Source organism: Shewanella sp. M16, assembly GCF_018224605.1.
Classification (GTDB): domain Bacteria; phylum Pseudomonadota; class Gammaproteobacteria; order Enterobacterales; family Shewanellaceae; genus Shewanella; species Shewanella oncorhynchi.
Genome location: NZ_JAGTUL010000003.1, coordinates 77,345 through 100,503 on the forward strand (window position 1 = coordinate 77,345; position 23,159 = coordinate 100,503).

22 protein-coding genes are annotated in these 23,159 nt (G+C 47.7%); 15 read left to right on the forward strand and 7 right to left on the reverse strand.

Annotation, left to right across the window (positions count from 1 at the left end):
- Nucleotides 1-92 precede the first annotated feature (92 nt).
- Nucleotides 93-1,316, forward strand: coding sequence for an MFS transporter (locus tag KFE26_RS02850; protein ID WP_105250336.1), 1,224 nt, complete (start codon nucleotides 93-95; stop codon nucleotides 1,314-1,316).
- A gap of 54 nt (nucleotides 1,317-1,370) precedes the next feature.
- On the opposite strand, the gene KFE26_RS02855 is transcribed toward KFE26_RS02850, so the two are convergent.
- The 4 genes from KFE26_RS02855 to arfB form a co-directional block, all read right to left on the reverse strand.
- Nucleotides 1,371-2,048: an SDR family NAD(P)-dependent oxidoreductase gene (locus KFE26_RS02855; RefSeq protein WP_173496245.1), complete on the reverse strand. Its 678-nt coding sequence runs from the start codon at nucleotides 2,046-2,048 to the stop codon at nucleotides 1,371-1,373.
- Between the two features lie 81 nt (nucleotides 2,049-2,129).
- Nucleotides 2,130-2,579 (reverse strand): acetyl-CoA carboxylase biotin carboxyl carrier protein, encoded by a 450-nt coding sequence (gene accB, locus KFE26_RS02860; protein WP_173496246.1) that lies wholly within the window; start codon nucleotides 2,577-2,579, stop codon nucleotides 2,130-2,132.
- Between the two features lie 35 nt (nucleotides 2,580-2,614).
- Complete coding sequence (aroQ, locus tag KFE26_RS02865) at nucleotides 2,615-3,055, reverse strand: type II 3-dehydroquinate dehydratase (RefSeq protein WP_028759381.1); 441 nt, start codon at nucleotides 3,053-3,055, stop codon at nucleotides 2,615-2,617.
- A 287-nt stretch (nucleotides 3,056-3,342) separates the two neighbouring features.
- A complete protein-coding gene (gene arfB, locus KFE26_RS02870) occupies nucleotides 3,343-3,774 on the reverse strand; it encodes an alternative ribosome rescue aminoacyl-tRNA hydrolase ArfB (protein ID WP_212599610.1) in 432 nt (143 codons plus the stop codon).
- A 136-nt stretch (nucleotides 3,775-3,910) separates the two neighbouring features.
- Between arfB and KFE26_RS02875 the strand changes: the two genes are divergently transcribed.
- The 7 genes from KFE26_RS02875 (at nucleotide 3,911) to KFE26_RS02905 (ending at nucleotide 12,040) form a co-directional block, all read left to right on the forward strand.
- Nucleotides 3,911-4,276 carry an STAS/SEC14 domain-containing protein gene (locus KFE26_RS02875; RefSeq protein ID WP_105250333.1) on the forward strand — a complete coding sequence of 122 codons (366 nt, stop codon included), beginning with the start codon at nucleotides 3,911-3,913 and terminating at the stop codon, nucleotides 4,274-4,276.
- 36 nt (nucleotides 4,277-4,312) lie between these two features.
- The gene (locus tag KFE26_RS02880) at nucleotides 4,313-4,522 is read left to right on the forward strand and encodes a DUF3012 domain-containing protein (RefSeq protein WP_212599611.1); all 210 of its coding nucleotides are present in this window, start codon (nucleotides 4,313-4,315) and stop codon (nucleotides 4,520-4,522) included.
- Nucleotides 4,523-4,750: 228 nt separating this feature from the next.
- Nucleotides 4,751-5,194 (forward strand): hypothetical protein, encoded by a 444-nt coding sequence (locus KFE26_RS02885; RefSeq protein WP_212599674.1) that lies wholly within the window; start codon nucleotides 4,751-4,753, stop codon nucleotides 5,192-5,194.
- 328 nt (nucleotides 5,195-5,522) lie between these two features.
- Entirely contained in the window at nucleotides 5,523-7,016 is a 1,494-nt protein-coding gene (locus tag KFE26_RS02890; protein WP_212599612.1) for a TolC family protein, read from the forward strand.
- A gap of 10 nt (nucleotides 7,017-7,026) precedes the next feature.
- Complete coding sequence (locus KFE26_RS02895) at nucleotides 7,027-8,292, forward strand: efflux RND transporter periplasmic adaptor subunit (protein ID WP_212599613.1); 1,266 nt, start codon at nucleotides 7,027-7,029, stop codon at nucleotides 8,290-8,292.
- Nucleotides 8,293-8,321: 29 nt separating this feature from the next.
- Nucleotides 8,322-11,546 carry an efflux RND transporter permease subunit gene (locus KFE26_RS02900; protein ID WP_212599614.1) on the forward strand — a complete coding sequence of 1,075 codons (3,225 nt, stop codon included), beginning with the start codon at nucleotides 8,322-8,324 and terminating at the stop codon, nucleotides 11,544-11,546.
- Nucleotides 11,547-11,716: 170 nt separating this feature from the next.
- Nucleotides 11,717-12,040, forward strand: a complete 324-nt coding sequence (locus KFE26_RS02905; RefSeq protein ID WP_212599615.1) for an antibiotic biosynthesis monooxygenase — start codon at nucleotides 11,717-11,719, stop codon at nucleotides 12,038-12,040.
- Between the two features lie 77 nt (nucleotides 12,041-12,117).
- Here the strand turns inward: KFE26_RS02905 and mscL are convergent, their stop codons facing one another.
- Both mscL and KFE26_RS02915 read right to left on the reverse strand, forming a co-directional pair.
- Nucleotides 12,118-12,528: a large-conductance mechanosensitive channel protein MscL gene (mscL, locus tag KFE26_RS02910; protein WP_105250328.1), complete on the reverse strand. Its 411-nt coding sequence runs from the start codon at nucleotides 12,526-12,528 to the stop codon at nucleotides 12,118-12,120.
- A gap of 203 nt (nucleotides 12,529-12,731) precedes the next feature.
- Nucleotides 12,732-13,676 (reverse strand): LysR family transcriptional regulator, encoded by a 945-nt coding sequence (locus KFE26_RS02915; RefSeq protein WP_212599616.1) that lies wholly within the window; start codon nucleotides 13,674-13,676, stop codon nucleotides 12,732-12,734.
- 94 nt (nucleotides 13,677-13,770) lie between these two features.
- Between KFE26_RS02915 and KFE26_RS02920 the strand changes: the two genes are divergently transcribed.
- The 4 genes from KFE26_RS02920 to KFE26_RS02935 all read left to right on the forward strand — a co-directional run bounded on the left by KFE26_RS02920 (nucleotide 13,771) and on the right by KFE26_RS02935 (nucleotide 17,502).
- Nucleotides 13,771-14,829: an HlyD family secretion protein gene (locus tag KFE26_RS02920; RefSeq protein WP_212599617.1), complete on the forward strand. Its 1,059-nt coding sequence runs from the start codon at nucleotides 13,771-13,773 to the stop codon at nucleotides 14,827-14,829.
- Between the two features lies 1 nt (nucleotide 14,830).
- Complete coding sequence (locus tag KFE26_RS02925; RefSeq protein ID WP_212599618.1) at nucleotides 14,831-16,459, forward strand: DHA2 family efflux MFS transporter permease subunit; 1,629 nt, start codon at nucleotides 14,831-14,833, stop codon at nucleotides 16,457-16,459.
- Nucleotides 16,460-16,620: 161 nt separating this feature from the next.
- Nucleotides 16,621-17,076, forward strand: a complete 456-nt coding sequence (locus tag KFE26_RS02930; RefSeq protein ID WP_212599619.1) for a GNAT family N-acetyltransferase — start codon at nucleotides 16,621-16,623, stop codon at nucleotides 17,074-17,076.
- Nucleotides 17,077-17,175: 99 nt separating this feature from the next.
- Nucleotides 17,176-17,502, forward strand: coding sequence for a putative quinol monooxygenase (locus KFE26_RS02935; RefSeq protein WP_113939190.1), 327 nt, complete (start codon nucleotides 17,176-17,178; stop codon nucleotides 17,500-17,502).
- Between the two features lie 358 nt (nucleotides 17,503-17,860).
- Here KFE26_RS02935 and KFE26_RS02940 read toward each other — a convergent pair whose 3' ends face one another.
- The gene (locus KFE26_RS02940; RefSeq protein WP_212599620.1) at nucleotides 17,861-19,498 is read right to left on the reverse strand and encodes a lactate permease LctP family transporter; all 1,638 of its coding nucleotides are present in this window, start codon (nucleotides 19,496-19,498) and stop codon (nucleotides 17,861-17,863) included.
- 565 nt (nucleotides 19,499-20,063) lie between these two features.
- Between KFE26_RS02940 and KFE26_RS02945 the strand changes: the two genes are divergently transcribed.
- From KFE26_RS02945 to KFE26_RS02955, 3 genes are all read left to right on the forward strand, one after another.
- Nucleotides 20,064-20,300 carry a thioredoxin family protein gene (locus KFE26_RS02945; protein ID WP_113939188.1) on the forward strand — a complete coding sequence of 79 codons (237 nt, stop codon included), beginning with the start codon at nucleotides 20,064-20,066 and terminating at the stop codon, nucleotides 20,298-20,300.
- A 367-nt stretch (nucleotides 20,301-20,667) separates the two neighbouring features.
- Nucleotides 20,668-21,537: a DUF2927 domain-containing protein gene (locus KFE26_RS02950; RefSeq protein ID WP_212599621.1), complete on the forward strand. Its 870-nt coding sequence runs from the start codon at nucleotides 20,668-20,670 to the stop codon at nucleotides 21,535-21,537.
- A 117-nt stretch (nucleotides 21,538-21,654) separates the two neighbouring features.
- Nucleotides 21,655-23,094 carry an MBL fold metallo-hydrolase RNA specificity domain-containing protein gene (locus tag KFE26_RS02955; protein ID WP_212599622.1) on the forward strand — a complete coding sequence of 480 codons (1,440 nt, stop codon included), beginning with the start codon at nucleotides 21,655-21,657 and terminating at the stop codon, nucleotides 23,092-23,094.
- Nucleotides 23,095-23,159: the final 65 nt, after the last annotated feature.

The window sequence follows — 23,159 nt, forward strand, 5'->3', positions numbered from 1 at the left end:
TAGTGGGCTCCAATTTATTTATCATCTTTTATTATCTTTTTATTAGTTATTTATTAGCTAGTTGTCGTTTTATAGCATAGCGGAGAAGAGGTTTGAATACTGTTAGAAATCAGGCTGCCCAAAATCAGCATAAGGGCGCCAGTACATTATGGGTGTTACTTGCCTTAGCACTCGGAACATTCGCTTTAGGCACCACAGAATTTGCTTCCATGACCTTAGTGCCTTATATCGCGAGCGATTTAGGGGTAGAGGTTGCCCATGTGAGTTATGCCATTAGTGCCTATGCGCTGGGGGTTGTGGTCGGTTCGCCAATTATCATGGTGCTGGCCGTTAGGGTCAGACGGCGAACACTCTTGATTGCTTTAGCCGGGTTAATGGCGGTGGCCAATGGCTTAAGTGCGTTAGCGCCATCATTGAATTGGTTAATCTTTTTTCGTTTTCTCAGCGGCTTGCCCCACGGCGCTTATTTCGGCGTGGCTATGTTGCTCGCTGCCTCTTTAGTGCCGCCAGAAATGAAGGCCCGCGCCGTATCGCGGGTGATTATTGGCCTTACGCTGGCGACGATTATCGGTGTGCCGTTTGCGACTTGGATGGGGCAAACTGTGGGCTGGCGCTCTGGCATTGGCATAGTGGCAATTCTGGCGACCATTACCGCGATAATGGTGTATTTTTTAGCACCTAATCAAGCCGTGCCCGCTGATGCGAGTCCCAAAAAAGAGCTACAAACCCTTAAAAATCGTGAAGTCTGGCTGACGCTCGGTATCGCGGCCATTGGCTTTGGCGGTATCTTCTGCGTGTATACCTATCTGGCTGAAACCTTAATCCAAGTGACACAAGTCGAGCCGTTTAAGATCCCAATCATGATGGCGGTATTTGGTATTGGCGCAACACTCGGGACATTGGTGTGTGGTTGGGCGGCGGATAAGTCGGCCTTAGCGGCTGCGTTTTGGTCGTTAGTGTTAAGCACTGTGGTGTTGGCTATTTACCCGAGTTTGACCGGACATTACTGGGCGCTGATGCCCGTGGTATTTTTTGTCGGTTGTGGGTTAGGGCTTGCCACTATTGTGCAAGCCAGATTGATGGATGTGGCGCCCGATGGGCAAGCCATGACAGGCGCTTTAGTGCAATGCGCCTTTAATCTTGCCAATGCAATTGGGCCTTGGGTGGGCAGTTTAGTGATACTGTCTGGACAAGGCATTGCCGCGACAGGTTATGCGGCATCTTTGTTGTCATTGGGAGGACTGCTGATGTGGTGGCTGACCCACAGAGAAAGCCGTCGCGTCGTTACCCTAAACACAGCGAACTGCGCCGACTAGCGAGTGCTAAGGAAGAGACGCAGTGGTCATATTCTGCGTCTCGAATCCACACATTTAGCCCCTTTGTATGGTGATATCGGCGATATAACCATGCTCTGTGGCAACTAAGGCTTGTTTGAGCATGCTAGCCGCTTCATCGGCGGACATAAAGCTTGAGGTATCTAAAGCCTTACCGCTACTGGGCCAAAAGCCTGTGTCCATGCCGCCGGGATACACGGCAATCAACTTCATTGGGCTTTGTTTAAGCTCTAATCGCACCGACTCGATAAATCCCCGCACCGCCCATTTTGCCGCGCAGTAAGTGGATTCTCCCGCCTTGGCGGCCAGTGCTGCGGTGGACATGACCACAACCACAGTGACCGCTTGATCTTTATAGCGTTTCACTAGTTCGCGCACTAACAAAATCGTCGAGGTGACATTGTTATTGAGCAGGCTTTGGATATCGCTCGCCCCTTGGGTTTCAATCGCTCCAAAGTAGCCGCTGCCCGCGCAGTGGATCACGGTTTTAGGGGCTTGTGTTAGGCCATCGAACAGGGCTTCGAGACTCGATTCACTGGCGAGATCGGCGGTGATAGCAGCGATAGTTTTGTTGGAGAAGGGCGTTAATGCATTGGCGACGGTTTGTAGACGCTCGGCATGGCGGCCTGTGAGTGTCAGTGCTTCATTCTCTTTGGCGTAGAGCGATGCGAGCGCCGCGCCTAAACCACTGCTGGCGCCGGTAATTAATATCATAGTGACCTCGGTTAATGCTGTCTTGGTTTGAAAACCGCATCTTAAATCTAAGTGCGCTTCAATTCATGGGAAGGCGAGCGGTTAGATTAAGGTAAATAGCGGCTGATCGAATGCCACTTCATCGCCGTCTTTGGCCCAAATAGCGCTGACCACGCCATCGCGCTCGGCTTGGATGGGATTCATCATTCTCATCGCTTCGATAATGCAGATCACTTCACCTTGGCTCACTCGTTGACCGACTTTAACCAGCGGCACATCATCGAGTTCTGCCGCCGCGTAAAAAGTGCCGACCATAGGCGAGACTTGCACAAAACCTTCTGTACTTGGCGAAATGCTTGTTTGCTTTGCCTGTTCATTCAAAGGCGCCACAGGTGCTCTGGGGATCGCTTGCTGCGATTGAACATTGGCTGGCATAGGGCTGTAGCGGGTGATGCGAATTGATTCTTCACCTTCGGTGATCGCCAGTTCTGCTATGTCAGATTCTTGTACTAACTCAATGAGTTTTTTAATTTTACGAAGATCCATTGCCATTTATCTGCCCTTGCAAAGCACGCTATTGAATGGGATTACTGTGGCTGGTTGAGCCGTTTAATGGCCGCTGCCAGCGCAAACTCATAACCCTGTGAACCGAAACCGCAAATCACACCTATCGCCTTATCGGAAAAATAGGAATGGTGGCGAAAGGCTTCACGGGCGTGCACATTGGATAAATGTACTTCAAAGAACGGAATTGCCACGCCAAGCAAGGCATCACGCAGGGCGACGCTGGTGTGAGTAAAGGCGGCGGGATTGATAATAATCATCTGGGCATCGGTCGCATGAATCGCATTGATTAGCTCAAATTCGGCGTTGGACTGAATATGTTCGAGCTCAACTCCCGCCAACTTTGCCTGCTGATTTAACTCCGCCACTATGTCGGCTAAGGTTTGATGACCATAAACGCTGGGCTCGCGGCGGCCTAAGAGGTTGAGATTGGGGCCATTGACGAGCAAAATTTTGTGACTCATTGCGCTTTCCTTTACGACATGCCTTGGGATTAATGCTGGGATTAAAGTTGGAAAAATTTATTTCAGTTTTCTACATAGGCCACTAACTTAACCTGTTCAAATCGATTTTGCATTATCCGTTAGTCGATTGTGTGCGAGCTGATCATGTGCGAGCCGATTATACCTTTGGCATCTTGTGCCATTGTTGGTTGGGTTCAACTGCGGTTATTTCTCTGGTACTGAGTTAGCAATTGCCTAAGTTGGCTGTCAGTTGAGTTAATTGTCATCTAAGTTAACTGTCACCTAAGTTAATAGTCACTCTTCTGTTGACGCATGGCCTTAGTGGCACCTTTTTGTTTCTTGGTCTCTAATCGCCGCGTTTGGCTGCCTTTAGTGGCGCGGGTGGGGATGCGTTTTTTCTGCACTTCACCGATACTGGCAACTAAGGCGATAAATTGCTCCAACGCGGTTTGGCGGTTGGCATCTTGGCTGCGGCTCGCTTGGCATTTGATAATGATTTTGCCGCTTTTAGTGATGCGGTGATCCGCCTTGTTGAGTAAGCGTTCTTGGTAAAACTCGGGTAATGATGAGCTTTTAATATCGAAAATCAGCTGCGCAGCGGTGGACACTTTATTTAAGTGCTGGCCGCCTGCACCACTCGAACGGATAAATTGCCACTCGATTTCATTTTCCTGAAGTTCCACACGGTTTGAGATTTTTATCATGGCAAACTTAGGCATTTTTCAGCATGGATTGAGAAGCCATCAATAATGACTTATGGCTTTCCAATAGATTTGTTATCATCGGGCGCATTCTTTGCCGCTGCATTGGCTAAAGCCATTGCTTGCAAAAGTGTTCTCGATTCGGAGTGCCTCTATGTTATGCCAAATCCCCGATATTGCTAAGGGTGTTATCAGTCTTTTTGCCAGTGGCCGACTATCCTCTACCGATTATCGGACCCGTTTACAGCCTGCGATTAAGAGTTATCGTAAGGATTGGGGCCAAGTTTGCCTGTATATTGAGGCAGATGTGTTACTCGAAGGCTGGGAATTTGAGTCGCTGACCGGTAGTGGTGAAGTCCAGTTACCGAATTTTGAAGCCTTAGTGTTTGTGGGCGGCCCTGATTGGGTAGGAAATGCGGTGCGCTTACTCGGGCCTTTTATGCAGGGCGAAGTGGCTTGGTTTCCACTCGAACAGAAAGCCAAAGCGATTGCTTGGATCACTAAGCGTTCGAATATTTAATGGTCTAATTTAGGCCATGTTTACAAGGAATTAAGTATGTCATTATTGAAATCGCGCTCTTTTTCTTCACTGGCAGTTTCTAAGGTCAGTGCGATTGCGTTAGTGTTGGCATTTACCGCTGGACTGAGTGCCTGCGCGCCAGAAGTGGGCAGTGATGCTTGGTGTAAACAGATGAAAAATAAGCCGTCTGGCGATTGGACTGCTAACGAAGCCGCTGATTATGCTAAGCATTGTGTATTTAAATAAGCACTGGGTGTTTAAATAAGTGCTGTGTTTAAGTCAGCGTTAGCCTTTAGAGATCACAGCTTGAAAGACTTTGCTTGCGAGCTGTGAACTTATGTTTATCATACGGGTCAGATGTTCCGTTATCCGTTATCCGTTATCCGTTATCCGTTATCCGTTATCCGTTATCCGTTATCCGTTATTTGCTATAGGTGATATTTGAATTCTACCGCTAAGCCATTTTTTACTCGAATGGTGACCTTACTGATAGCCATTATCGTGCTGCAATTTGCTGGCGCGAATTTGGGTGCGCATCAGTTACATGCGGGCAATGGCGCGGAAGAAGCCGACAATCATCCCCATCTGCAATTTAGCGCCCAAGTGACCACTTTGGCGCAATGTGTCGATTGCGTTTGTCCAAGCGAGCAAGCCTTAGGCTTTGCGGACTCCACGGGTGTCACCAGTAATCACGCGGGTGAAAACCAAAGCAGCGAATTGCATTCCCACTTAGTGAAAACCACTGAAATACAAGATTTTGACTTATGCCTCGACTGCCAATGCCATGGCGGTCATGTAGCGCTGTTATCTCAGGCAGTGAGTCAGCCTGTACAGGCGCTAGAAAGCGTCTATCTGCCTACCGATGTATCCTATTTCCCGCCTGAAAATTTACCTAAATACCGCCCTCCTATCGCTTAATTCTCCAATATTCGGCTTATTTCTCGGCCTAGGACGATTGATTCATCTGATTGGATCTCATTCTATTTTGCCGCGTGATAAGCCCGTTATGTTCATCCCTCAAAAGATACGCTTGAACTGATGCTCGCAGCGTTAACTGTTGGAGCCGTCATTGGCTTTTTAGCCGTTACTGTATTGCTTGGCGGGATGATTCGATCGGCGCTTATTTGCCATGTCCAGAACGATATGATTGCTTTGCATTGAGCTATTTAAATGAAGCTCACATCTAGCCGTTTCGCTTTGGGCGCAAAAGCCAGCCGATCCACATTTGATATTGTTAGGATTTGCGATGAAAAAAACGATTCTCGCCCGTACTTTAGTTTGTCTGTTTAGATCGGGCTTGTTTAGCTGCGGATTAGTATTGGCCGCCGGATTGGTAGCCTTTGCCCTCGCGGCAGAAAATGACTCTCTTGAAGTCAACGTCCTTGAAGTCAAGGTCCTTGAAACCAAAGCCTCTGAAGCTAATGCCCCTGAAATCAAAGCCGCTGAAGTTGAGGCATTTAAGGCGCAATCACTGGGCTTACCCGCCAAAGAAACCGACACGGCACATGTCAACTTTGGCCAATGGTTGCCTGAGTTACTCACACAGTTCAATCAGTTACCTGAAGTTCAGGCACAGCTTGTAAGGCAGCAACAGGCCAAACTGGCCATTCAGGCGGCAGATCGCGCTGTGTATAACCCAGAACTTGGGCTTAATTATCAAAATGCTGATACAGATGCTTATAGCTTAGGGCTGAGTCAAACCCTCGATTGGGGTGACAAGCGCGGCGTGGCGACACAGCGTGCCGAGCTTGAAGCGCAAATCCTTTTAGCAGACATAGGGTTAGAGCGTAGCCAAATGTTGGCCGAACGCTTACTGGCCTTGGCAGAACAGGCGCAAAGCCGTAAGGCGCTGACCTTTGCCGAGCAGCAATTAAGGTTCACCAAGGCGCAGCTCAATATTGCTGAGCAGCGATTGGCGGCGGGGGATTTATCCAACGTCGAGCTGCAATTGATACAACTCGAAGTCGCCTCTAATACTGCCGACTACGCCTTAGCCGAGCAGGTGGCCTTAGTGGCCGATGGCAAAGTAATTGAATTACTGGGGGATAATAATCTCGCTTTTAGTGAGTTTATCAAGGAGATCCATTTCTTTGTGGCTCAGACTAAGCAAGCGCCAGCAGCCGAGTTGAGCACCTTAACATCCACTTTGCCGGCTCTGGCTAGTGCCTATCAGCAAGTGCTGCTGGCGCGAGTCAATGCCATGCAAGTCAAGGCCGATACGTCAGCAGACCCGACCATTAGTCTAGCCGCCGAAAAGGAAGGTACGGACAATAAACTTGGGGTTGGTGTGTCGATTCCTCTACAAGTTCGCAATAACTACAGTGAGTTACAGGCAGTGGCCGATAAGGGAATCGCGATCGCGGAGCAAGGCTATCTTGCCCGTGAGCGAGTGCTTACCGCTAAGCAGAAACAATTCCTCTATGCGTTACCGCGTTTACTTGAACGTTACCAAGACTGGCGTGAGTTAGTGCAAGTGTCAGGTGCTAAAGCCGCTAAATCCTTAAGCCAACAATGGCAGGCGGGGGATGTGAGTACGAGTGAGTACTTACAGAGCCGTCGTCAGTTAGCCGCCAGTTATTTGGTGGGCTTAAACCTAGAAACGGCTATCTATCAAAGTTGGTTAACTTGGATGGGCGAAAGCGGCCAGCTTATGCCTTTTATCGAAAAGCTCATTATAGAAAAGCTAAATGCAGCCCCTTCGATAACATCTAATGCCGCCGCACGCACAGTAAACCCATGAGGTCACAATAATGAATTCAAATACTCACCACGAAAATATCCTTCAACTGGATGCTGTAACGACGTCTGAAAAGCGTCGGTTTAACCTATCAAAAATCGCTCTCGCATTATTCGTGCTGAGCACGCTGGCCTTTCTCGCTCAGCCTGTATTGGCTGGCGGTGATCACGCACCCGTCGCTAAGGAAAGCGGCGATTCGGTAACGCAAACGGCGTCGACGGATGAACACGGCGAACAAGCGCTGAAATTGACCGAAGCGCAGCAAGCCTTGGCGGGGATTAGCTTATTACCTTTGTCGAGCGATAGCTTGAACCTAGCCAATTTGAATCTCGATATTAGGGCGACGGCGACCTTAGTGGTGGATCGCGATCGAACCGCGACCCTTGCGCCGCAGCTCGATGTGCGTGTGTTGGCGCGCCATGTGGTGCCGGGACAAGAAGTGAAAAAAGGTGAGCCTTTACTTACCTTGGGTGGCGCAGCCGTTGCGCAGGCACAGGCGGACTACATTAATGCCGCTGCCGAATGGAGTCGAGTCAAACGCATGAGTGAAGGTGCGGTTAGCGTCAGTCGGCGGATGCAGGCGCAGGTGGATGCCGAACTTAAACGGGCGATTTTAGAGGCAATTAAGATGACGCCCGCGCAAATTCGTGCACTGGAATCGGCACCCGAAGCCATAGGCAGTTATCAACTCTTAGCGCCAATTGACGGCCGAGTGCAGCAGGATATCGCCATGCTAGGTCAAGTGTTTAGCGCGGGCACGCCCTTAATGCAACTGACCGATGAATCCTATTTATGGGTCGAGGCGCAGTTAACCCCAACTCAAACTACGCATATCCAGGTTGGCAGTTCAGCCTTAGTGCAAGTAGGGGATAAGACGTTGGCGGGCAAGATCATCGGTCGCTCCCATGAACTCGATAGCGTGACGCGCACCGAGCAAGTGTTAGTGAGTATGCCCAATCCTGACCATGTGCTGCATGCGGGGCAATTTGCTGAACTCTACTTTGCTGGCTCTACTACCGATCCAAACGGCAGTGGCATAGTGCTGCCCGATGCGGCGCTGACCCGTGGCGGCGATGGCGACTGGCAGATTTTTATTCAAGATGAGGATGGCTTCGAGTCCATTGAGGTAGAAGTGGTGCAGCGTCAGCGCGGCCTGAGTCTAGTGCGTGGACCTGAGCTTGAAAAAGCCCAGCAGGCACAGCTCAAGGTCGTGGTGGCTGGCGCGTTCTTCTTGGCATCCGAGCAGGCGAAAGCAGGCTTCGATATTCACGCCCACTAATATGAGCGCCCTCATTTTGGAGATTTTCTATGTTGCAAAAGTTAATCGAAGCCGCGATTAAAAATCGGCTGTTAGTGGTATTGGCTCTGCTCGCCGTGATTGTGGGCTGCGTGGCCATGCTGCCTAAGTTGAATCTCGATGCCTTTCCTGATGTGACTAACGTGCAAGTGACCATCAATACTGCGGCCGAAGGCTTAGCCGCTGAAGAGGTGGAAAAACTTATCAGTTATCCGGTGGAATCGGCCATGTACGCCTTGCCAGCAGTGACTGAGGTGCGCTCGTTATCGCGTACTGGTTTGTCGATTGTGACTGTGGTATTTGCCGAGGGGACAGATATTTACTTCGCCCGTCAGCAAGTGTTTGAACAGTTACAGGCGGCGCGGGAGATGATCCCAAGCGGCGTCGGAGTGCCTGAAATCGGCCCGAATACTTCGGGATTAGGGCAGATTTATCAGTATATTCTGCGTGCAGAACCTAACTCTGGCATTAATGCCGCCGAGCTGCGTAGCTTAAATGATTATCTGGTGAAGTTGATATTGATGCCCGTGGGCGGCGTGACTGAAGTCTTGTCTTTTGGTGGCGATGTGCGCCAATACCAAGTGCTGGTCGACCCGAATAAACTGCGTGCCTATGGCTTGTCTATGGCGCAGGTGACCGAAGCGCTAGAGAGCAATAACCGCAACGCTGGCGGTTGGTTTATGGACCAAGGCCAAGAGCAACTTGTGGTGCGCGGCTATGGCATGTTGCCCGCAGGAGACGCGGGATTGGCGGCGATCGCGCAGATCCCTCTGACCGAAGCCAGCGGCACGCCAGTGCGTATTGGCGATATCGCTCAGGTGGATTTCGGCAGCGAGATCCGTGTCGGGGCTGTGACTATGACGCGCCGCGATGAATCAGGCCAAGTGCAAAATCTCGGTGAAGTGGTGGCAGGTGTCGTGCTCAAACGCATGGGGGCAAACACTAAGGCGACGATTGACGATATTGGTGCGCGGGTGAGCCTTATTGAGCAGGCATTGCCCGATGGCGTGTCCTTTGAGGTGTTTTACGACCAAGCGGATCTGGTCGATAAGGCTGTGACCACAGTGCGCGATGCGCTGCTAATGGCCTTTGTGTTTATCGTGGTGATCTTGGCGTTGTTCCTCGTTAATATCCGCGCGACCTTGTTGGTGTTGCTGTCGATTCCAGTGTCTATCGGGCTCGCACTTATGGTGATGTCCTATTATGGTCTGTCGGCAAACCTGATGTCGCTCGGCGGCTTAGCAGTGGCGATTGGTATGTTAGTCGATGGCTCTGTGGTGATGGTAGAGAATATTTTCAAACACTTAACCCAACCGGATCGCCGCCATTTACCTGAGGCGAGGGCGCGTGCCGATGGTGAGGACGATCCCTATCACAGTGAGGAGGATGGCGCTAAAGCCAGTGGTGATGTCAGCAAATCGAATATGGTTATTCGGATAATGCTCGCGGCAAAAGAGGTGTGTAGTCCAATCTTCTTCGCCACCGCCATTATTATCGTCGTATTTGCGCCGCTGTTTGCACTCGAAGGCGTTGAAGGCAAACTGTTCCAGCCGATGGCGGTCAGTATTATTTTGGCTATGATGTCGGCGCTGCTGGTGGCGCTGATCGCCGTGCCAGCCCTTGCCGTGTATCTGTTTAAGCGCGGTGTGATGCTTAAACAAAGTGTTATTTTAGCGCCACTGGATGCCGCTTATCGCAAGTTACTGACGGCAACGCTTGCTAGGCCAAAGGTGGTGATGCTCAGCGCCTTGGTAATGTTCGGCTTGAGTCTATTATTGCTACCAAGGCTGGGTACCGAATTTGTGCCTGAACTGGAGGAAGGCACGATTAACTTGAGGGTGACGCTGGCACCGACGGCGAGTTTAGGGACTTCGCTCCAAGTCGCACCTAAGCTTGAGGCTATTTTGCTAGCATTTCCAGAGGTGGAATATGCCCTGAGCCGCATTGGTGCGCCTGAACTGGGTGGCGATCCTGAGCCTGTGAGTAATATTGAAGTCTATATTGGCTTGAAACCGATAGCAGAGTGGCAGTCGGCAAGCTCGCGCTTGGAACTGCAACGCTTGATGGAGGAAAAACTCAGCGTGTTCCCCGGACTCTTGTTGACCTTTTCGCAGCCGATTGCGACTCGGGTAGATGAATTACTTTCGGGGGTAAAAGCCCAGTTAGCGATCAAAATCTTCGGCCCAGATTTAGCAGTATTGTCACAGAAAGGCCAAGCGCTTACCGATCTTGTCGCGAAAATCCCCGGTGCCGTCGATGTGTCGCTTGAGCAAGTGAGCGGTGAGGCGCAATTAGTCGTGCGCCCCAAACGCGAGCTATTGGCGCGTTACGGCATCAGTGTCGATCAAGTGATGAGCCTCGTCAGCCAAGGTATTGGCGGCGCGAGTGCAGGGCAAGTGATCGATGGCAATGCCAGATACGACATCAATGTGCGACTCGCGGCCGAGTTTCGCCAAAGCCCTGATGCGATTAAAGACTTATTACTCAGTGGTACAAATGGCGCCACAGTGCGCTTAGGGGAAGTCGCCAGCGTCGAAGTGGAAATGGCGCCGCCGAATATTCGCCGTGACGATGTGCAGCGCCGTGTTGTGGTGCAGGCCAACGTGGCGGGACGCGATATGGGCTCGGTTGTAAAAGATATTTATGCTCTAGTGCCAAAGGCGGATTTGCCTGCGGGATATACAGTGATCATTGGCGGCCAATATGAGAATCAGCAGCGGGCGCAGCAAAAGTTGATGCTAGTGGTGCCGATTTCTATCGCTTTGATTGCCTTGTTGTTGTACTTCTCCTTTGGTTCATTCAAGCAAGTGTTGCTCATCATGGCGAACGTACCCTTAGCTTTGATTGGCGGCATAGTGGCCCTGTATGTCAGTGGTACTTATTTGTCAGTGCCTAGCTCTATTGGCTTTATCACTCTATTTGGGGTAGCGGTGCTCAACGGTGTGGTGCTGGTGGATTCGATTAATCAGCGCAGGCAAAGCGGCGAAGCACTCTATGATTGTGTTTATGAGGGCACGGTTGGGCGTTTACGGCCGGTATTGATGACGGCACTGACCTCGGCCTTAGGTTTGATCCCGATTTTATTGTCATCGGGTGTCGGCAGTGAGATCCAAAAGCCCTTGGCAGTGGTGATTATCGGTGGCTTGTTTAGCTCGACGGCGCTGACCTTACTCGTCTTGCCGACCTTGTATCGTTGGCTATATCGCGGCGATAAGCGCATTGATGAGCTCGGTTAATCACAAGTAAGCCGTCATCGTGGGCAATAACTTGTTATGTTTCGGGTTATTGCCTTCGTTGTAGACAGGGTTATCACATTGACTAAAACTCTAAAAATCAGTGAGCTAAAGAGTGATAGATGGGCTAGTCTTAGAGTCGACATTAAGGACATTCATTTCTGGAGAACATTATGATTGCGGTAATTTTTGAAGTCATCCCGACAAAGGAAGGGAAGGAAGAGTATCTGCACGTGGCGGCTGAAATGCGCCAATATTTAGAAGGCCGCAAGGGATTGATTTCGATCGAACGTTTTCAGAGCCTAACCGACGATGGCAAAGTACTGAGCCTGTCGTTTTGGGAGGACCAAGCCTCTATTACCCAATGGCGCAATCAGATGGCCCACAGCATTGCCGAGCAAACGGGTATAGTGCCCTGTTTGTTTAACTCTTATTGCATTCGGGTGGCAGAAGTAGTGCAAGATTACAGTGAAACTGTGCATGTTGAAGCTGAGTAATCACTTATCTCGCTGATGTAAAAAACAAAACCCATCTCTAGAGATGGGTTTTTTATGCGTGACACTTAAGTTTGAGATTATTTTTCTTGTTGAGCTTTCAATAGATCGCGGATTTCAGACAGCAACTCTTCTTCTTTGGTCGGTGCTGGTGGCGCTTTAGGCGCATCTTCTTCCTTGCGTTTTAGGGTGTTAATGGCTTTTAAACCCATAAAAATGGCGAAGGCGATAATCGTAAAGTCGATAATAGTCTGAATGAATTTGCCATAGGCAATGACCACAGAAGGCGCATCACCTTGAGCTGCCTGTAGCACTATGCTCAAATCACTAAAATTCACACCACCTAGGATGATACCAATCGGTGGCATGATGACATCGGCTACGAAGGACGAGACGATTTTGCCGAATGCGGCACCTATGATGATACCAACGGCCATGTCGATCACATTGCCACGGGACGCAAAAGCCTTGAACTCTTTAATTAAGCTCATTAGGTTTCCTCCAAAATTGAGATTAAATGTTAAATTTTATTGTGCAAACTGTATCAGGAAAACCTAAGGTCTTTTGCAGCCTGTTACCTTGCCAAGCTTATAGGGGCTTATGGATTAAGGCAATTCTGACATAGAGGATTTATCCTCAAGGCAATGATTTACACTTTACAAAGTAACAATTGTTACTGTTTGGGGTATTCGATTTATTCATCTAGATCGGCATGGCCGATAAAATCAGGGACTTCTAAGACTTGCGATCCCCAACGTTTAAATAGGGAGCTATAGATGAATTCGATAAAGACGCGGTATTTTCGCGGTAGATACGCCCGCTGTGGATAGCTAAGCACTACCTTAGTTTGCACCATTGGATAGTCATCTAGTAGCGGGATTAAATCGCCTTTTTCTAATGCGACTTGGGCTATGATGGACGGCACCGCTGTGATCCCAAGCCCCGCAATGGCGGCCTCGCGAGCGAGGGTGACATTGTTTACCGTCAGTTGAGTCTTGGGCTCGGCGACAATCCAAGTTTTACCATCGAATAATTTCCACGCACCTTCGATATGCGCCGACTGCAAGCGAATCGCTTTATGTTTGGCTAAGTCCTGTGGCACCTTGGGTGTTCCATGGGCAGCTAAATAAGCTGGGCTTGCCATGAGCGATTTATGGGCGTTGACTAAGGCATAGCTTTGTAAGCGAGTGTCGCCAGAATCGGCAATTTGAAATAACAGATCGATGCCTTCTTCTATCACATCAACCTTTCGATTGGTGAGTTCAGCCTCTATGGTGATTTCGGGATAAAGCGTTAAAAACTGCGCGAAAATTGGCCCTAAAAACAATTGGCCTAATTCAATTGGGCAGACAATTTTTAGATTGCCTTTAATCAATTGCTGTTGGGCGCTGAGCTGATGTTCTGCGCTCTGCAGATCGGTGAGGATCTTATTGATCCTGTTGTAATAACTCGATCCTGCTTCGGTGAGTTTTAGGGCTCTCGTGGTGCGAAACAGCAGTTGTGTGCCGGTATCGGCTTCGAGCTCGGCTATCTTGCGACTGACGGTTGCCTTAGTGAGCCCAAGGGCTTTGGCGGCACCCGTAAAGCTGCCTTGCTCGACCACTTGAGCGAAAATTTGCACGCGATTGAGATCCATCATTGTTACACCTGTGAAACAGTGGGTTGATTTTTTACTGACTAATAAACTTAGTGAGACAGTAGTACACTAGATATCACTAATCAAGGAGTCATTCATGTCCAAAAGTAAACTCATTATCGCCGTTCCACTGTTACTCGCTGCAGTTGCAGGAGGCGGTTATTACTGGTGGACACAGGTACGTTTTATCGAAACCACGGATAACGCTTATGTTGAGGCCGATATTTCCCATATCAGCGTGAAAGTGCCTGGCTACGTTGTGTTAAGCGATGTAACCGATAACCAGCATGTGCAAAAGGGTGAGTTATTAGCTCAGCTAGAAGATAACCAGTTTAGTGCCAAAGTGAGTCAAGCCGAAGCCTCACAGGCGAGTGCGAAGGCGGACTTGCAAACCTTAGCTGCAAAGGTGGAGTTGCAACGGGCGTTAATCACTCAAGCCAGCGCAGGCGTGGTGGCGGCAAAGGCCGATAAAATACGGGCACAACAACAATTGAGCCGTTCAAAAAAGCTTAAAGTCAGTAATTACAGCTCCCAAGATGATGTCGACCAACTACAGGCCGGATTTGATTCTGCCGCCGCCCGCCTCGATGAAGCTCAAGCCGTGTTAGTGGCAAAGCAACGGGAGTTAGCGGTTTTTAATGCCCAATTAGATCAGGCGGGTTCAGTAGTAGAGCAGGCCGATGCGACTTTAGAACTGGCGAAAATTCAATTAAATGATACCCGCGTGACCGCACCTTTTTCTGGGGTGATTGGTAAACGTGGCGCTATGGTGGGGCAGTACGTGCAGCCCGGCCAAGCACTCTACAGTTTGGTTCCGGATGGGGCAGTGTGGATCACGGCGAACTTTAAAGAGACCCAGATCCAACACATGCAACCAGGACAGTCGGTGCAGGTCAGTCTCGATGCGTTTCCCGACAAAACCTTTATAGGTGCTATCGATAGTCTGTCACCGGCGTCCGGAGCCAAATTTAGTCTATTGCCAGCGGAAAACGCTACAGGTAATTTCACTAAAATCGTCCAGCGTATTCCCGTGCGTATTCGCTTAGATTTGTCTGAGGCAGAAACACGCATGCTACCGGGCTTAAGTGCGGTCGTAAAAGTGGATACGGCGTCGGGTCCTGCAATATCGGCAATCGCTGCAAATACAGGTCGTTAGTATGAGCGCAACTGGCTCTATCACTGCGTCTGCCGATATGGAGGCGCAGGGCATCAGTGTACCTAAAAAGCCTACCGATTATGAGCGTGGCAGTCGCCGTTCATGGATTGCGGTATTTGGTGGTTTGATTGGCGCCTTTATGGCGATCCTCGATATTCAAATCACTAATGCATCGATGAAGGAGATTCAAGGCAGCCTTGGGGCAACGCTCGAAGAAGGCAGCTGGATTTCAACCGCGTATCTGGTGGCTGAGATGATCGCGATCCCGCTCTCTGGCTGGCTCAGCACGGGATTGTCGGTCAGGCGTTATCTGTTATGGACCACGGCTGCTTTTATCTTTGCTTCTGTGCTTTGTTCAATCGCGTGGAACTTAGAGGCCATGATCGCCTTTCGGGCGCTACAGGGTTTCTTTGGTGGCGCACTAATTCCGCTGGCCTTTAGGCTTATCCTTGAGTTTTTACCCGATAACAAGCGTGCCGTCGGCATGGCGTTATTTGGCGTGACGGCGACCTTTGCGCCTTCAATCGGCCCGACCTTAGGCGGTTGGTTGACCGAGCAATTTAGCTGGCATTATCTGTTTTATATCAACGTGCCACCGGGCTTGTTGGTGATGGCGATGTTGGCCTACGGTTTAGAAAAGCAGTCGGTCGTTTGGGATAAGCTGAAGAATGTCGATCTGGCGGGCATAGTCACTATGGCGCTGGGGATGGGTTGCCTTGAAGTGGTGCTCGAAGAGGGTAACCGCAAGGACTGGTTTGGCTCGGAGCTCATTCGTAATCTGGCCATTATTGCCGTCGTGAATCTGGTGTTATTTGTTTGGATCCAGCTAAGGCGTAAAGAGCCGTTAGTGAATTTGCGCCTGCTCGGTAAGCGTGATTTTGTGCTCTCTACCGTGGCGTATTTTTTACTGGGCATGGCATTATTCGGTGCTATTTATTTGATCCCGCTTTATCTATCACAAGTCCATGATTACACACCGTTAGAAATTGGTGGTGTGATTATGTGGATGGGATTTCCGCAGCTATTGGTCTTGCCTTTAGTGCCGAAATTGATGGAGCGCTTCGATAGTCGTTATCTCGCTGCTTTTGGCTTTTTAATGTTCGCCATTAGTTATTACATGAATAGCCAGATGACCGCAGATTATGCCGGACCGCAGATGATCGCTTCGCAAGTAGTACGGGCATTAGGTCAGCCTTTTATTCTGGTGCCAATTGGAATGCTTGCGACCATGCATTTAAAACCCCATGAAAATGCCTCGGCATCGACGGTATTAAACGTGATGCGTAACTTAGGCGGTGCTTTTGGTATCGCGCTGGTGGCGACCCTGACTGACACTTTGTCGCGCGGGCATTTGGCTCATATTAAGGAATCTTTACCCGCAGTGAGCACGCAAGCACAGGATTATTTAACCCAAAGCGCAAGTATGTTGCAGGCGGGAGGTTCAGATCCCTATACCGCCGCCGCGCAGGCGAAAGCTTTACTTGGCAAAACCATGAGTCAGCAAGCTTATATTCAGGCCTATAACGATGTGTTTTACATCATGGGCGCTCTGCTACTCATCGCCGTATTCGCTGTGCTGCTGATCCGTAAACCGACAGGGCCTGTGGCCCACGATGCCATGGTCGAGTAATAACGTTTTCGTTATCCTGTTGTCGCCATAGATTTCCCCAGATCTATTGGTTTGCGCAACAGCTTTGCGCCTTAGTCCTCGTGGATTAAGGCGCTTTTTTATGGTCTTTATGCTGTGGTAGACTCAAAGCTCTTTTTTGATGATTTGCAGAGGGATATCGTTTGCAGTGGCAAAATCTTACATTTAATCAATTAAATGCCAATAGGCTATATGACATATTGAAGCTAAGAGTCGATGTGTTTGTAGTAGAGCAGGCCTGTGCGTATCCAGAGCTTGACGATAAAGATAGGCACCCAGAAACCCAGCATTTATTCGGCTTATCGTCAGACGGGGAACTGCTTGCCTACGCGCGTATTTTGCCGCCGGGATTGAGTTATCCAGAGGCGAGTATCGGCCGTGTGGTGGTATCGCCAGCGGGACGAGGCAAAGGGCTAGCCATGCCTTTAATGCAGCACGCCATTGAATCGGCACTGACGACTTGGCCCGATGCGGGGATCCAAATCGGTGCTCAAGATTACCTCAAAGCTTTCTATCAAAAACTCGGCTTTGTCGCCTGCTCTGAGATGTATTTAGAAGATGGTATTCCCCATTTAGATATGCGCTACCAATCAGCATAAGCGGCTATCAATATGAGTTATCTACATCAATTATCAACATAAGCGATCAACAAAAGCTTGGCACATAAACATTCAACATTAAGCCAATAAGGAACTGAGATGTCGACTTCAACGGACTATAGAATCAATCAACAACAAATTGCCTGCGTGGCGAGTTTTCTGGCTAAAGAGGGCAAAACCGAAGCGCTAATCGCTGCGCTCGCGAGCCTTATTCCTGATACGCGCCGCGAAGCGGGTTGTATTCGTTACGAACTCAATGTGAGCCGTGATGAACCACGCCGCGTGACGTTTGTAGAAAAGTTTGTCGATATTGCCGCCTTTGATGAGCACTGCGCTAAAGATGCGATTCAACACTATTTCCACCAAGTTATGCCCGAATTAGTCGAGTCATACCATGTGGAAACCTATCATCAAGTGATTGTTTAACCATGAGATAAACGATTAGGAGCTTGCAGTGTTGATTAACGCTATCGAGCCAGTATTTAGATCTCTATCCGAATGGATCCCATTGATACTGCAAGTGACTAATGGCCGTATTAGGTAAGGATAAGGCGAAGTTGCTGGCTTAAGTTGCATTTGTCATCAATGTACCGAGTAGTTATCTACGACAAGAATGACAATCAGGACCTTGATTGTATGACTTCACTGGGATTAATAAAGCTGCCTTGCTACTTTACTTAATTAAACTCATTTTAACTTCATCGCAGAGTGAGTTTTATATCCATTTCAATCTAAAAAGCCGAGTGGTTTATCACTCGGCTTTTAATATATCTTAGATATCGCTTTATTTAGTGAAAAACACTAATGTCCAAGGGACTACGTATGCTTGGAGTACTGTGATCATGCCAATGAAAGTACAGAAAAATAGACTGTGCTTTAGCGTAAAGCGGAAAAGATCTGACTCTTTACCTGCCAATCCCGTTGCAGCGCAAGCAACGGCAATAGATTGTGGCGAAATCATTTTGCCCGTTACACCTCCCGTAGTGTTTGCGGCGACTAATAACTCCGGTGTTACACCGATTTGGTTTGCTGTATTGGCTTGCAGCGCGCCAAATAGGGCATTTGACGAGGTGTCTGAACCTGTTAAAAACACACCTAACCAACCTAAGAATGGCGAGAAGAAGGGGAATGCTACGCCAGTGCCAGCGAGCACGAGTGCTAAGGTTGAAGATAGACCTGAATAGTTAGCGACAAAGGCAAATGCTAATACTAATCCAATCGACAATATCGGGAATTTTAATTCAATTAAAGTGTCTTTAAAGGATGTCAGTGCATTACTTACTGACATTTTAAGGACCACAATTGAGATCATTGCTGCGATTAAAATTGCTGTTCCAACAGCGCCTAATAAATTAAGTTTATATATTGCTGCATAAGGGGTTTCCTTAGCGACAATAGGTGCACTTTTGATAACGAGATTATGTAAGTAAGGTACTTCAATACTGATAGTGGCAAAACTTAATGCCAGTTGTACATCTTTAAGACTCCACAGGGTTACAATCGCTGTGAGAATAATAAAGGGAGACCATGCTTTAAATATCTGGCTATGAGAAAAAGTAGATTTAGGGGTAGTAACTCTTTGTTTCATGCCTGAGAAAGTGAATATTTCTTTTGGTTGCCAGACTTTTAGAAATAACGTTAAACAAATTAGACTGACTAACGCCGAAGTAATATCGGGTAATTCGGGGCCAATAAAGTTTGAGGTCAAAAATTGGGTAATCGCAAATGAAACGCCTGCTACTAATGTTGCGGGCCAAGTTTGACGTATTCCCCTGATGCCATCCATCATTGCGATGAGCCAGAAGGGGACAATAATCGATAAAATTGGCAACTGACGGCCAGCGAGTTGTCCAATATGGAATGGGTCTAGTGATGAAACCTGACCTGCTACGATAATTGGGATACCCATAGCTCCAAAGGCGACGGGTGCCGTATTTGCGATTAAGCAAAGTCCTGCTGCATACAATGGATTGAATCCAAGCCCGACAAGTAACGCAGCTGTAATAGCAACAGGTGCACCAAAACCAGCAGCACCTTCGAGGAAGGCTCCAAATGAAAAGCCAACCAATAGCATTTGTAATCGTTGATCTTCCGTGACTGAGATGACTGACGAGCGAATAACCTCAAATTGACCTGTTTTAACGGTGATTTTATATAAAAATACTGCGGTAATAATAATCCAAGCAATTGGCCATAGCCCATAACTAAAACCATATATAGCAGAAGCAAGCGCGATACTAATAGGCATTTTGTAGGCGAGTATCGCGACTGCTAAGGCAATTAATAAGGTTAATGCCCCAGCGATATAGCCTTTAAGTTTTAATACAGTTAAGGCTAGGAAGAAAAACACAATAGGCAGTAAAGCAACCATTGCGGTTAGCCACAAGCTACCGAGTGGCGTGTATGTTTGGGTCCAGGTCATATGGAAGTTTCCGTATTGTTATAATATGTTGATAAATCGTGTCGCAGCCGCAACATAGCAGATACTAGTGTTTAGTGATGTAGGATCAATCTTAAATGTTGTAATAAGTGATATTGGTCACGAGATGTGTGGATAAATGATGACGGGGAAATATCTAAATAATAATCAAGTAAAATATTGCCTGTTTTAGCTGTATTCACCAAGCGTCTAATTTAGGTTGTATTAATATTTGTTGTGTTATCAAGATTATTTTTTGAGTCGTGAAATTAACTAGAGTATTGTGATTTTATGAAAAACTAGGCTGTACTTTTTTAGTTTTTTGGTAGTGTTTATAACAGATGGTTTATAAATATTTGTTTATATTTAGATATAGAAATTAATAGCAATCAATGCAATGCAACTAATAATGCAGTTATCTTATTGTGGCCTGAATTGAGCTATAGATGTTGCCATACTCTTGTCTATGAGTTTGCTTGGCTGGAAATTTACCTTGCTATATGTGGCTGCGAGTATGACAGTAGGTTGAAATTTTTAATTTTGCAGCACAGTTCGTTAAGGAAGTAACATGAAACAAGTCAAAGTATTAGGCAGTGGTTGCGCTAAATGTAGCAAAACCGCTGAGATGATTGCGGACATATCAGAAGAAATGGGTGTGGATGTTATTGTAAAAAAGGACACAGATCCTCAAAGCCTATTGAAATTTAAAGTGATGAAAACCCCAGCGGTAGTGATCGATGGTGAGCTCGTACATAGCGGCTCAGTACCGACGCGCGATGAAGTTGAGGGATGGTTAAGGGACTAGCTGTTGTAAATACAGGCTCATATTAGTGAGTTCGCTGAATAGTTGCACGGATTATGCTCGTTAGAAAGCGCTTAAGCTAAAAAATGCACACCATTGTCATCCTGAATCCTTGGCAATGGTGGTGTAATATCATCAGTATACGATTAATGATGTTAAATATAATGTTTTTAAAAACAATGCATTGATGCTTTGTGTAGTCATTTTATTATGGGGTTTTATTGGCTACGGTTTAGTCGGCATTGCATTATCTGGGCGAGTTTATTGAGTCTATGTCGTAGGAGATTGTTTGCAGATTTCGACTTCTTTTATCAGTATCACTGCTATGATTTTGATTCAGTGACCTCGTCAAGTTGCGGGATGAGTGCCAATGCAAAAGTGGCTTAGGGTATTAACACGTTTCTACAGTTGGTTATTTTTTACTGCACGTCTGTTTCGTTTAGGGCTTTTTCTAACGCTAAGTTTATTAGCTTTACCTTTATTTGCTGCTCAAACATCTCCCGGATTAACCCAAGTATTAACGCCCGCTACGGATTGGAAAAACTCCGCTTATATCACCCAAGCATTTAGTGAAGTCGCCCTACAAAATGAGTATGACCTTGCTAAACATAGCGTGCGTAAGTGGCGCATACCAGTACGAGTGTTTATTGAGCATCAAGTGGGTGATAAGGCGCTGCACACTCAATTAGTGTTGATGCACTTAACACACTTAGGCCAGATCACCGGCCTCGATATTCAACGGGTTGATACGCTCTCAGAGGCGAATCTGCACTTAGTGTTTACCCGTCAATCCCTATGGGCAGGTGAGGTGATGCGCTTAATGGGACCGAGCTCGGCGAAAAATGTCCATGGCTCTGTGTGTATGGCAAAGTTTGCTCTCAATTCACGGCAAGAGATTGAACGTGCTTGGATTATTATTCCTGTAGATCAAGCCAAAATGCACGGTAAGTTAGTGGCTTGCGTAGTGGAAGAGATTACTCAAGTGCTTGGTTTACCCAATGATTCAGAGAAAGTATTTCCCTCCATCTTTAACGACAAAACCCCGCAGGACTTACTTACCGGACTCGATTTCATTTTGCTTAAATTACTCTATAGCCCAAGTATTAGCGCTGGAATGACGGCCGCAGAGGTCAAGCAGCCTTTGCAGATCTTGCTCGAACAATGGCTGCGCGATGGCACTATTGCTAACGCTGGCAAAACGGTACGTCAAGGTCAGTTGTACCCATTGTTAGGTTATTGATGACTAAGCATTACAGCTAAAGTTGACATTGCTCGCACGTGACTAATTAATCCTTTTTGTTTTAGGAATAAGGGCATAGTCTATCTTTATATGAGATAAACATCTTGGAGGGACACCATGCGAATGACATTGCAGTTTTTAGGGGCGACAGAGGAAGTGACGGGTTCGTGTCATTTACTCTCGGTTGATCATGAACACTTATTGCTCGACTGTGGTTTGATCCAAGGCGGTAAATCTGATGAGTTGCGTAATCATGATCCCTTCGCATTTGATCCTGAGTCTATTTCTGCTGTCGTGCTTAGCCATGCCCATATCGATCATTCTGGGCGTTTACCACTTTTAGTCAAAGCGGGTTTTGATGGGCCTATCTACACCCATAAAGCCACGGCAGAGCTGTGCGCCATCATGCTCAAAGATGCGGCTATGCTGCAGACCCGCGATACCGAAAGAGTCAATAAAAAGCGTGCTAAACATGATCTTGACCCCCTAGAACCGCTATTCACCGTTGAAGATGCTGAACTCGCGATAACCCAATTTGTACCATTGGAATATGGTCAAGTGACTCGGGTTATTCCCCATGTGGATATTTGCCTCTCAGATGCAGGGCATATTTTAGGTTCCGCCTTAGTCGAATTGTGGTTAGGTGAGGGAAAATCCCAGAAGAAAATCGTCTTCAGTGGCGATCTTGGCCGTGCAGGTATGCCGATTTTACGTAATCCTACCTTAGTGGATACGGCAGATTTAGTCTTAATGGAAAGCACCTATGGCAATCGTTTTCACCGCAGTTGGACGGATACCTTAGCCGAATTGAAAGCCATTTTTGCTAAGACAGTCAACGAGAGCCAAGGCAATATATTGCTGCCCGCTTTTTCGGTTGGACGAGCACAGGAGTTATTATATCTATTTCATTTATATGCTAAAGAATGGGATCTCGGCCGTTGGAAAATCTGCCTAGACAGCCCGATGGCAATTGAGGCGACCCGCGTCTACGTTAATAATTATCCGCTGATGGATGAGGACTTTAAACGCTTTACCCGCCAACATCCTGGGCAGCATCCGCTGTTGTCGAATGTCGAATTTATCCAAACGACCGAAGAGTCGATAGCGCTGAACGACGTGCATAAGGGATTGATCATTATTGCAGGGAGCGGCATGTGTAACGGTGGACGTATTCGTAGCCACTTAGAGCATAATTTATGGCGCCCAGAATGTGATGTGATTATTTGTGGTTATCAAGCGCTTGGAACACCGGGGCGCGCCCTCGTCGATGGCGCTGAGGAACTGTCTATTCATGGTAACAGCATTAAAGTCGCGGCTAAGTTACACACAGTGGGTGGACTTTCAGCCCATGCGGATCAAGCAGAGTTATTACGTTGGTATCACCATTTTGAAGGCCAACCGCCGTTAATTTTAGTCCATGGAGAACCCGAGGCGCAGCATGGATTAGTCGATGTGATTAACCAAGATCCTCAGACTAAACCAAAGGCTATAGCAATCGCGACCCAAGGTGATCGATTGGATTTAAATGCACTGCCGCAATTAGTGTGGAAGCCTTAAAAGATTTGAAAGTACAAGTTAAAAAGTTGGGTGGAAATGCCATTATCTTCTACACGTGTGGCAAA

Bases quoted from the DNA above. Each gene is read 5' to 3' on its own strand.
- KFE26_RS02955 (WP_212599622.1), top strand. From the start codon at position 21,655: ATGCGAATGACATTGCAGTTTTTAGGGGCGACAGAGGAAGTGACGGGT.
- KFE26_RS02925 (WP_212599618.1), top strand. From the start codon at position 14,831: ATGAGCGCAACTGGCTCTATCACTGCGTCTGCCGATATGGAGGCGCAG.
- KFE26_RS02855 (WP_173496245.1), bottom strand. From the start codon at position 2,048: ATGATATTAATTACCGGCGCCAGCAGTGGTTTAGGCGCGGCGCTCGCA.
- KFE26_RS02940 (WP_212599620.1), bottom strand. From the start codon at position 19,498: ATGACCTGGACCCAAACATACACGCCACTCGGTAGCTTGTGGCTAACC.
- KFE26_RS02935 (WP_113939190.1), top strand. From the start codon at position 17,176: ATGTCGACTTCAACGGACTATAGAATCAATCAACAACAAATTGCCTGC.
- KFE26_RS02890 (WP_212599612.1), top strand. From the start codon at position 5,523: ATGAAAAAAACGATTCTCGCCCGTACTTTAGTTTGTCTGTTTAGATCG.
- mscL (WP_105250328.1), bottom strand. From the start codon at position 12,528: ATGAGCTTAATTAAAGAGTTCAAGGCTTTTGCGTCCCGTGGCAATGTG.
- KFE26_RS02905 (WP_212599615.1), top strand. From the start codon at position 11,717: ATGATTGCGGTAATTTTTGAAGTCATCCCGACAAAGGAAGGGAAGGAA.
- KFE26_RS02920 (WP_212599617.1), top strand. From the start codon at position 13,771: ATGTCCAAAAGTAAACTCATTATCGCCGTTCCACTGTTACTCGCTGCA.
- aroQ (WP_028759381.1), bottom strand. From the start codon at position 3,055: ATGAGTCACAAAATTTTGCTCGTCAATGGCCCCAATCTCAACCTCTTA.
- KFE26_RS02945 (WP_113939188.1), top strand. From the start codon at position 20,064: ATGAAACAAGTCAAAGTATTAGGCAGTGGTTGCGCTAAATGTAGCAAA.
- KFE26_RS02875 (WP_105250333.1), top strand. From the start codon at position 3,911: ATGTTATGCCAAATCCCCGATATTGCTAAGGGTGTTATCAGTCTTTTT.
- KFE26_RS02915 (WP_212599616.1), bottom strand. From the start codon at position 13,676: ATGATGGATCTCAATCGCGTGCAAATTTTCGCTCAAGTGGTCGAGCAA.
- KFE26_RS02885 (WP_212599674.1), top strand. From the start codon at position 4,751: ATGGTGACCTTACTGATAGCCATTATCGTGCTGCAATTTGCTGGCGCG.
- KFE26_RS02895 (WP_212599613.1), top strand. From the start codon at position 7,027: ATGAATTCAAATACTCACCACGAAAATATCCTTCAACTGGATGCTGTA.
- KFE26_RS02950 (WP_212599621.1), top strand. From the start codon at position 20,668: ATGCAAAAGTGGCTTAGGGTATTAACACGTTTCTACAGTTGGTTATTT.
- KFE26_RS02900 (WP_212599614.1), top strand. From the start codon at position 8,322: ATGTTGCAAAAGTTAATCGAAGCCGCGATTAAAAATCGGCTGTTAGTG.
- KFE26_RS02880 (WP_212599611.1), top strand. From the start codon at position 4,313: ATGTCATTATTGAAATCGCGCTCTTTTTCTTCACTGGCAGTTTCTAAG.
- accB (WP_173496246.1), bottom strand. From the start codon at position 2,579: ATGGCAATGGATCTTCGTAAAATTAAAAAACTCATTGAGTTAGTACAA.
- arfB (WP_212599610.1), bottom strand. From the start codon at position 3,774: ATGCCTAAGTTTGCCATGATAAAAATCTCAAACCGTGTGGAACTTCAG.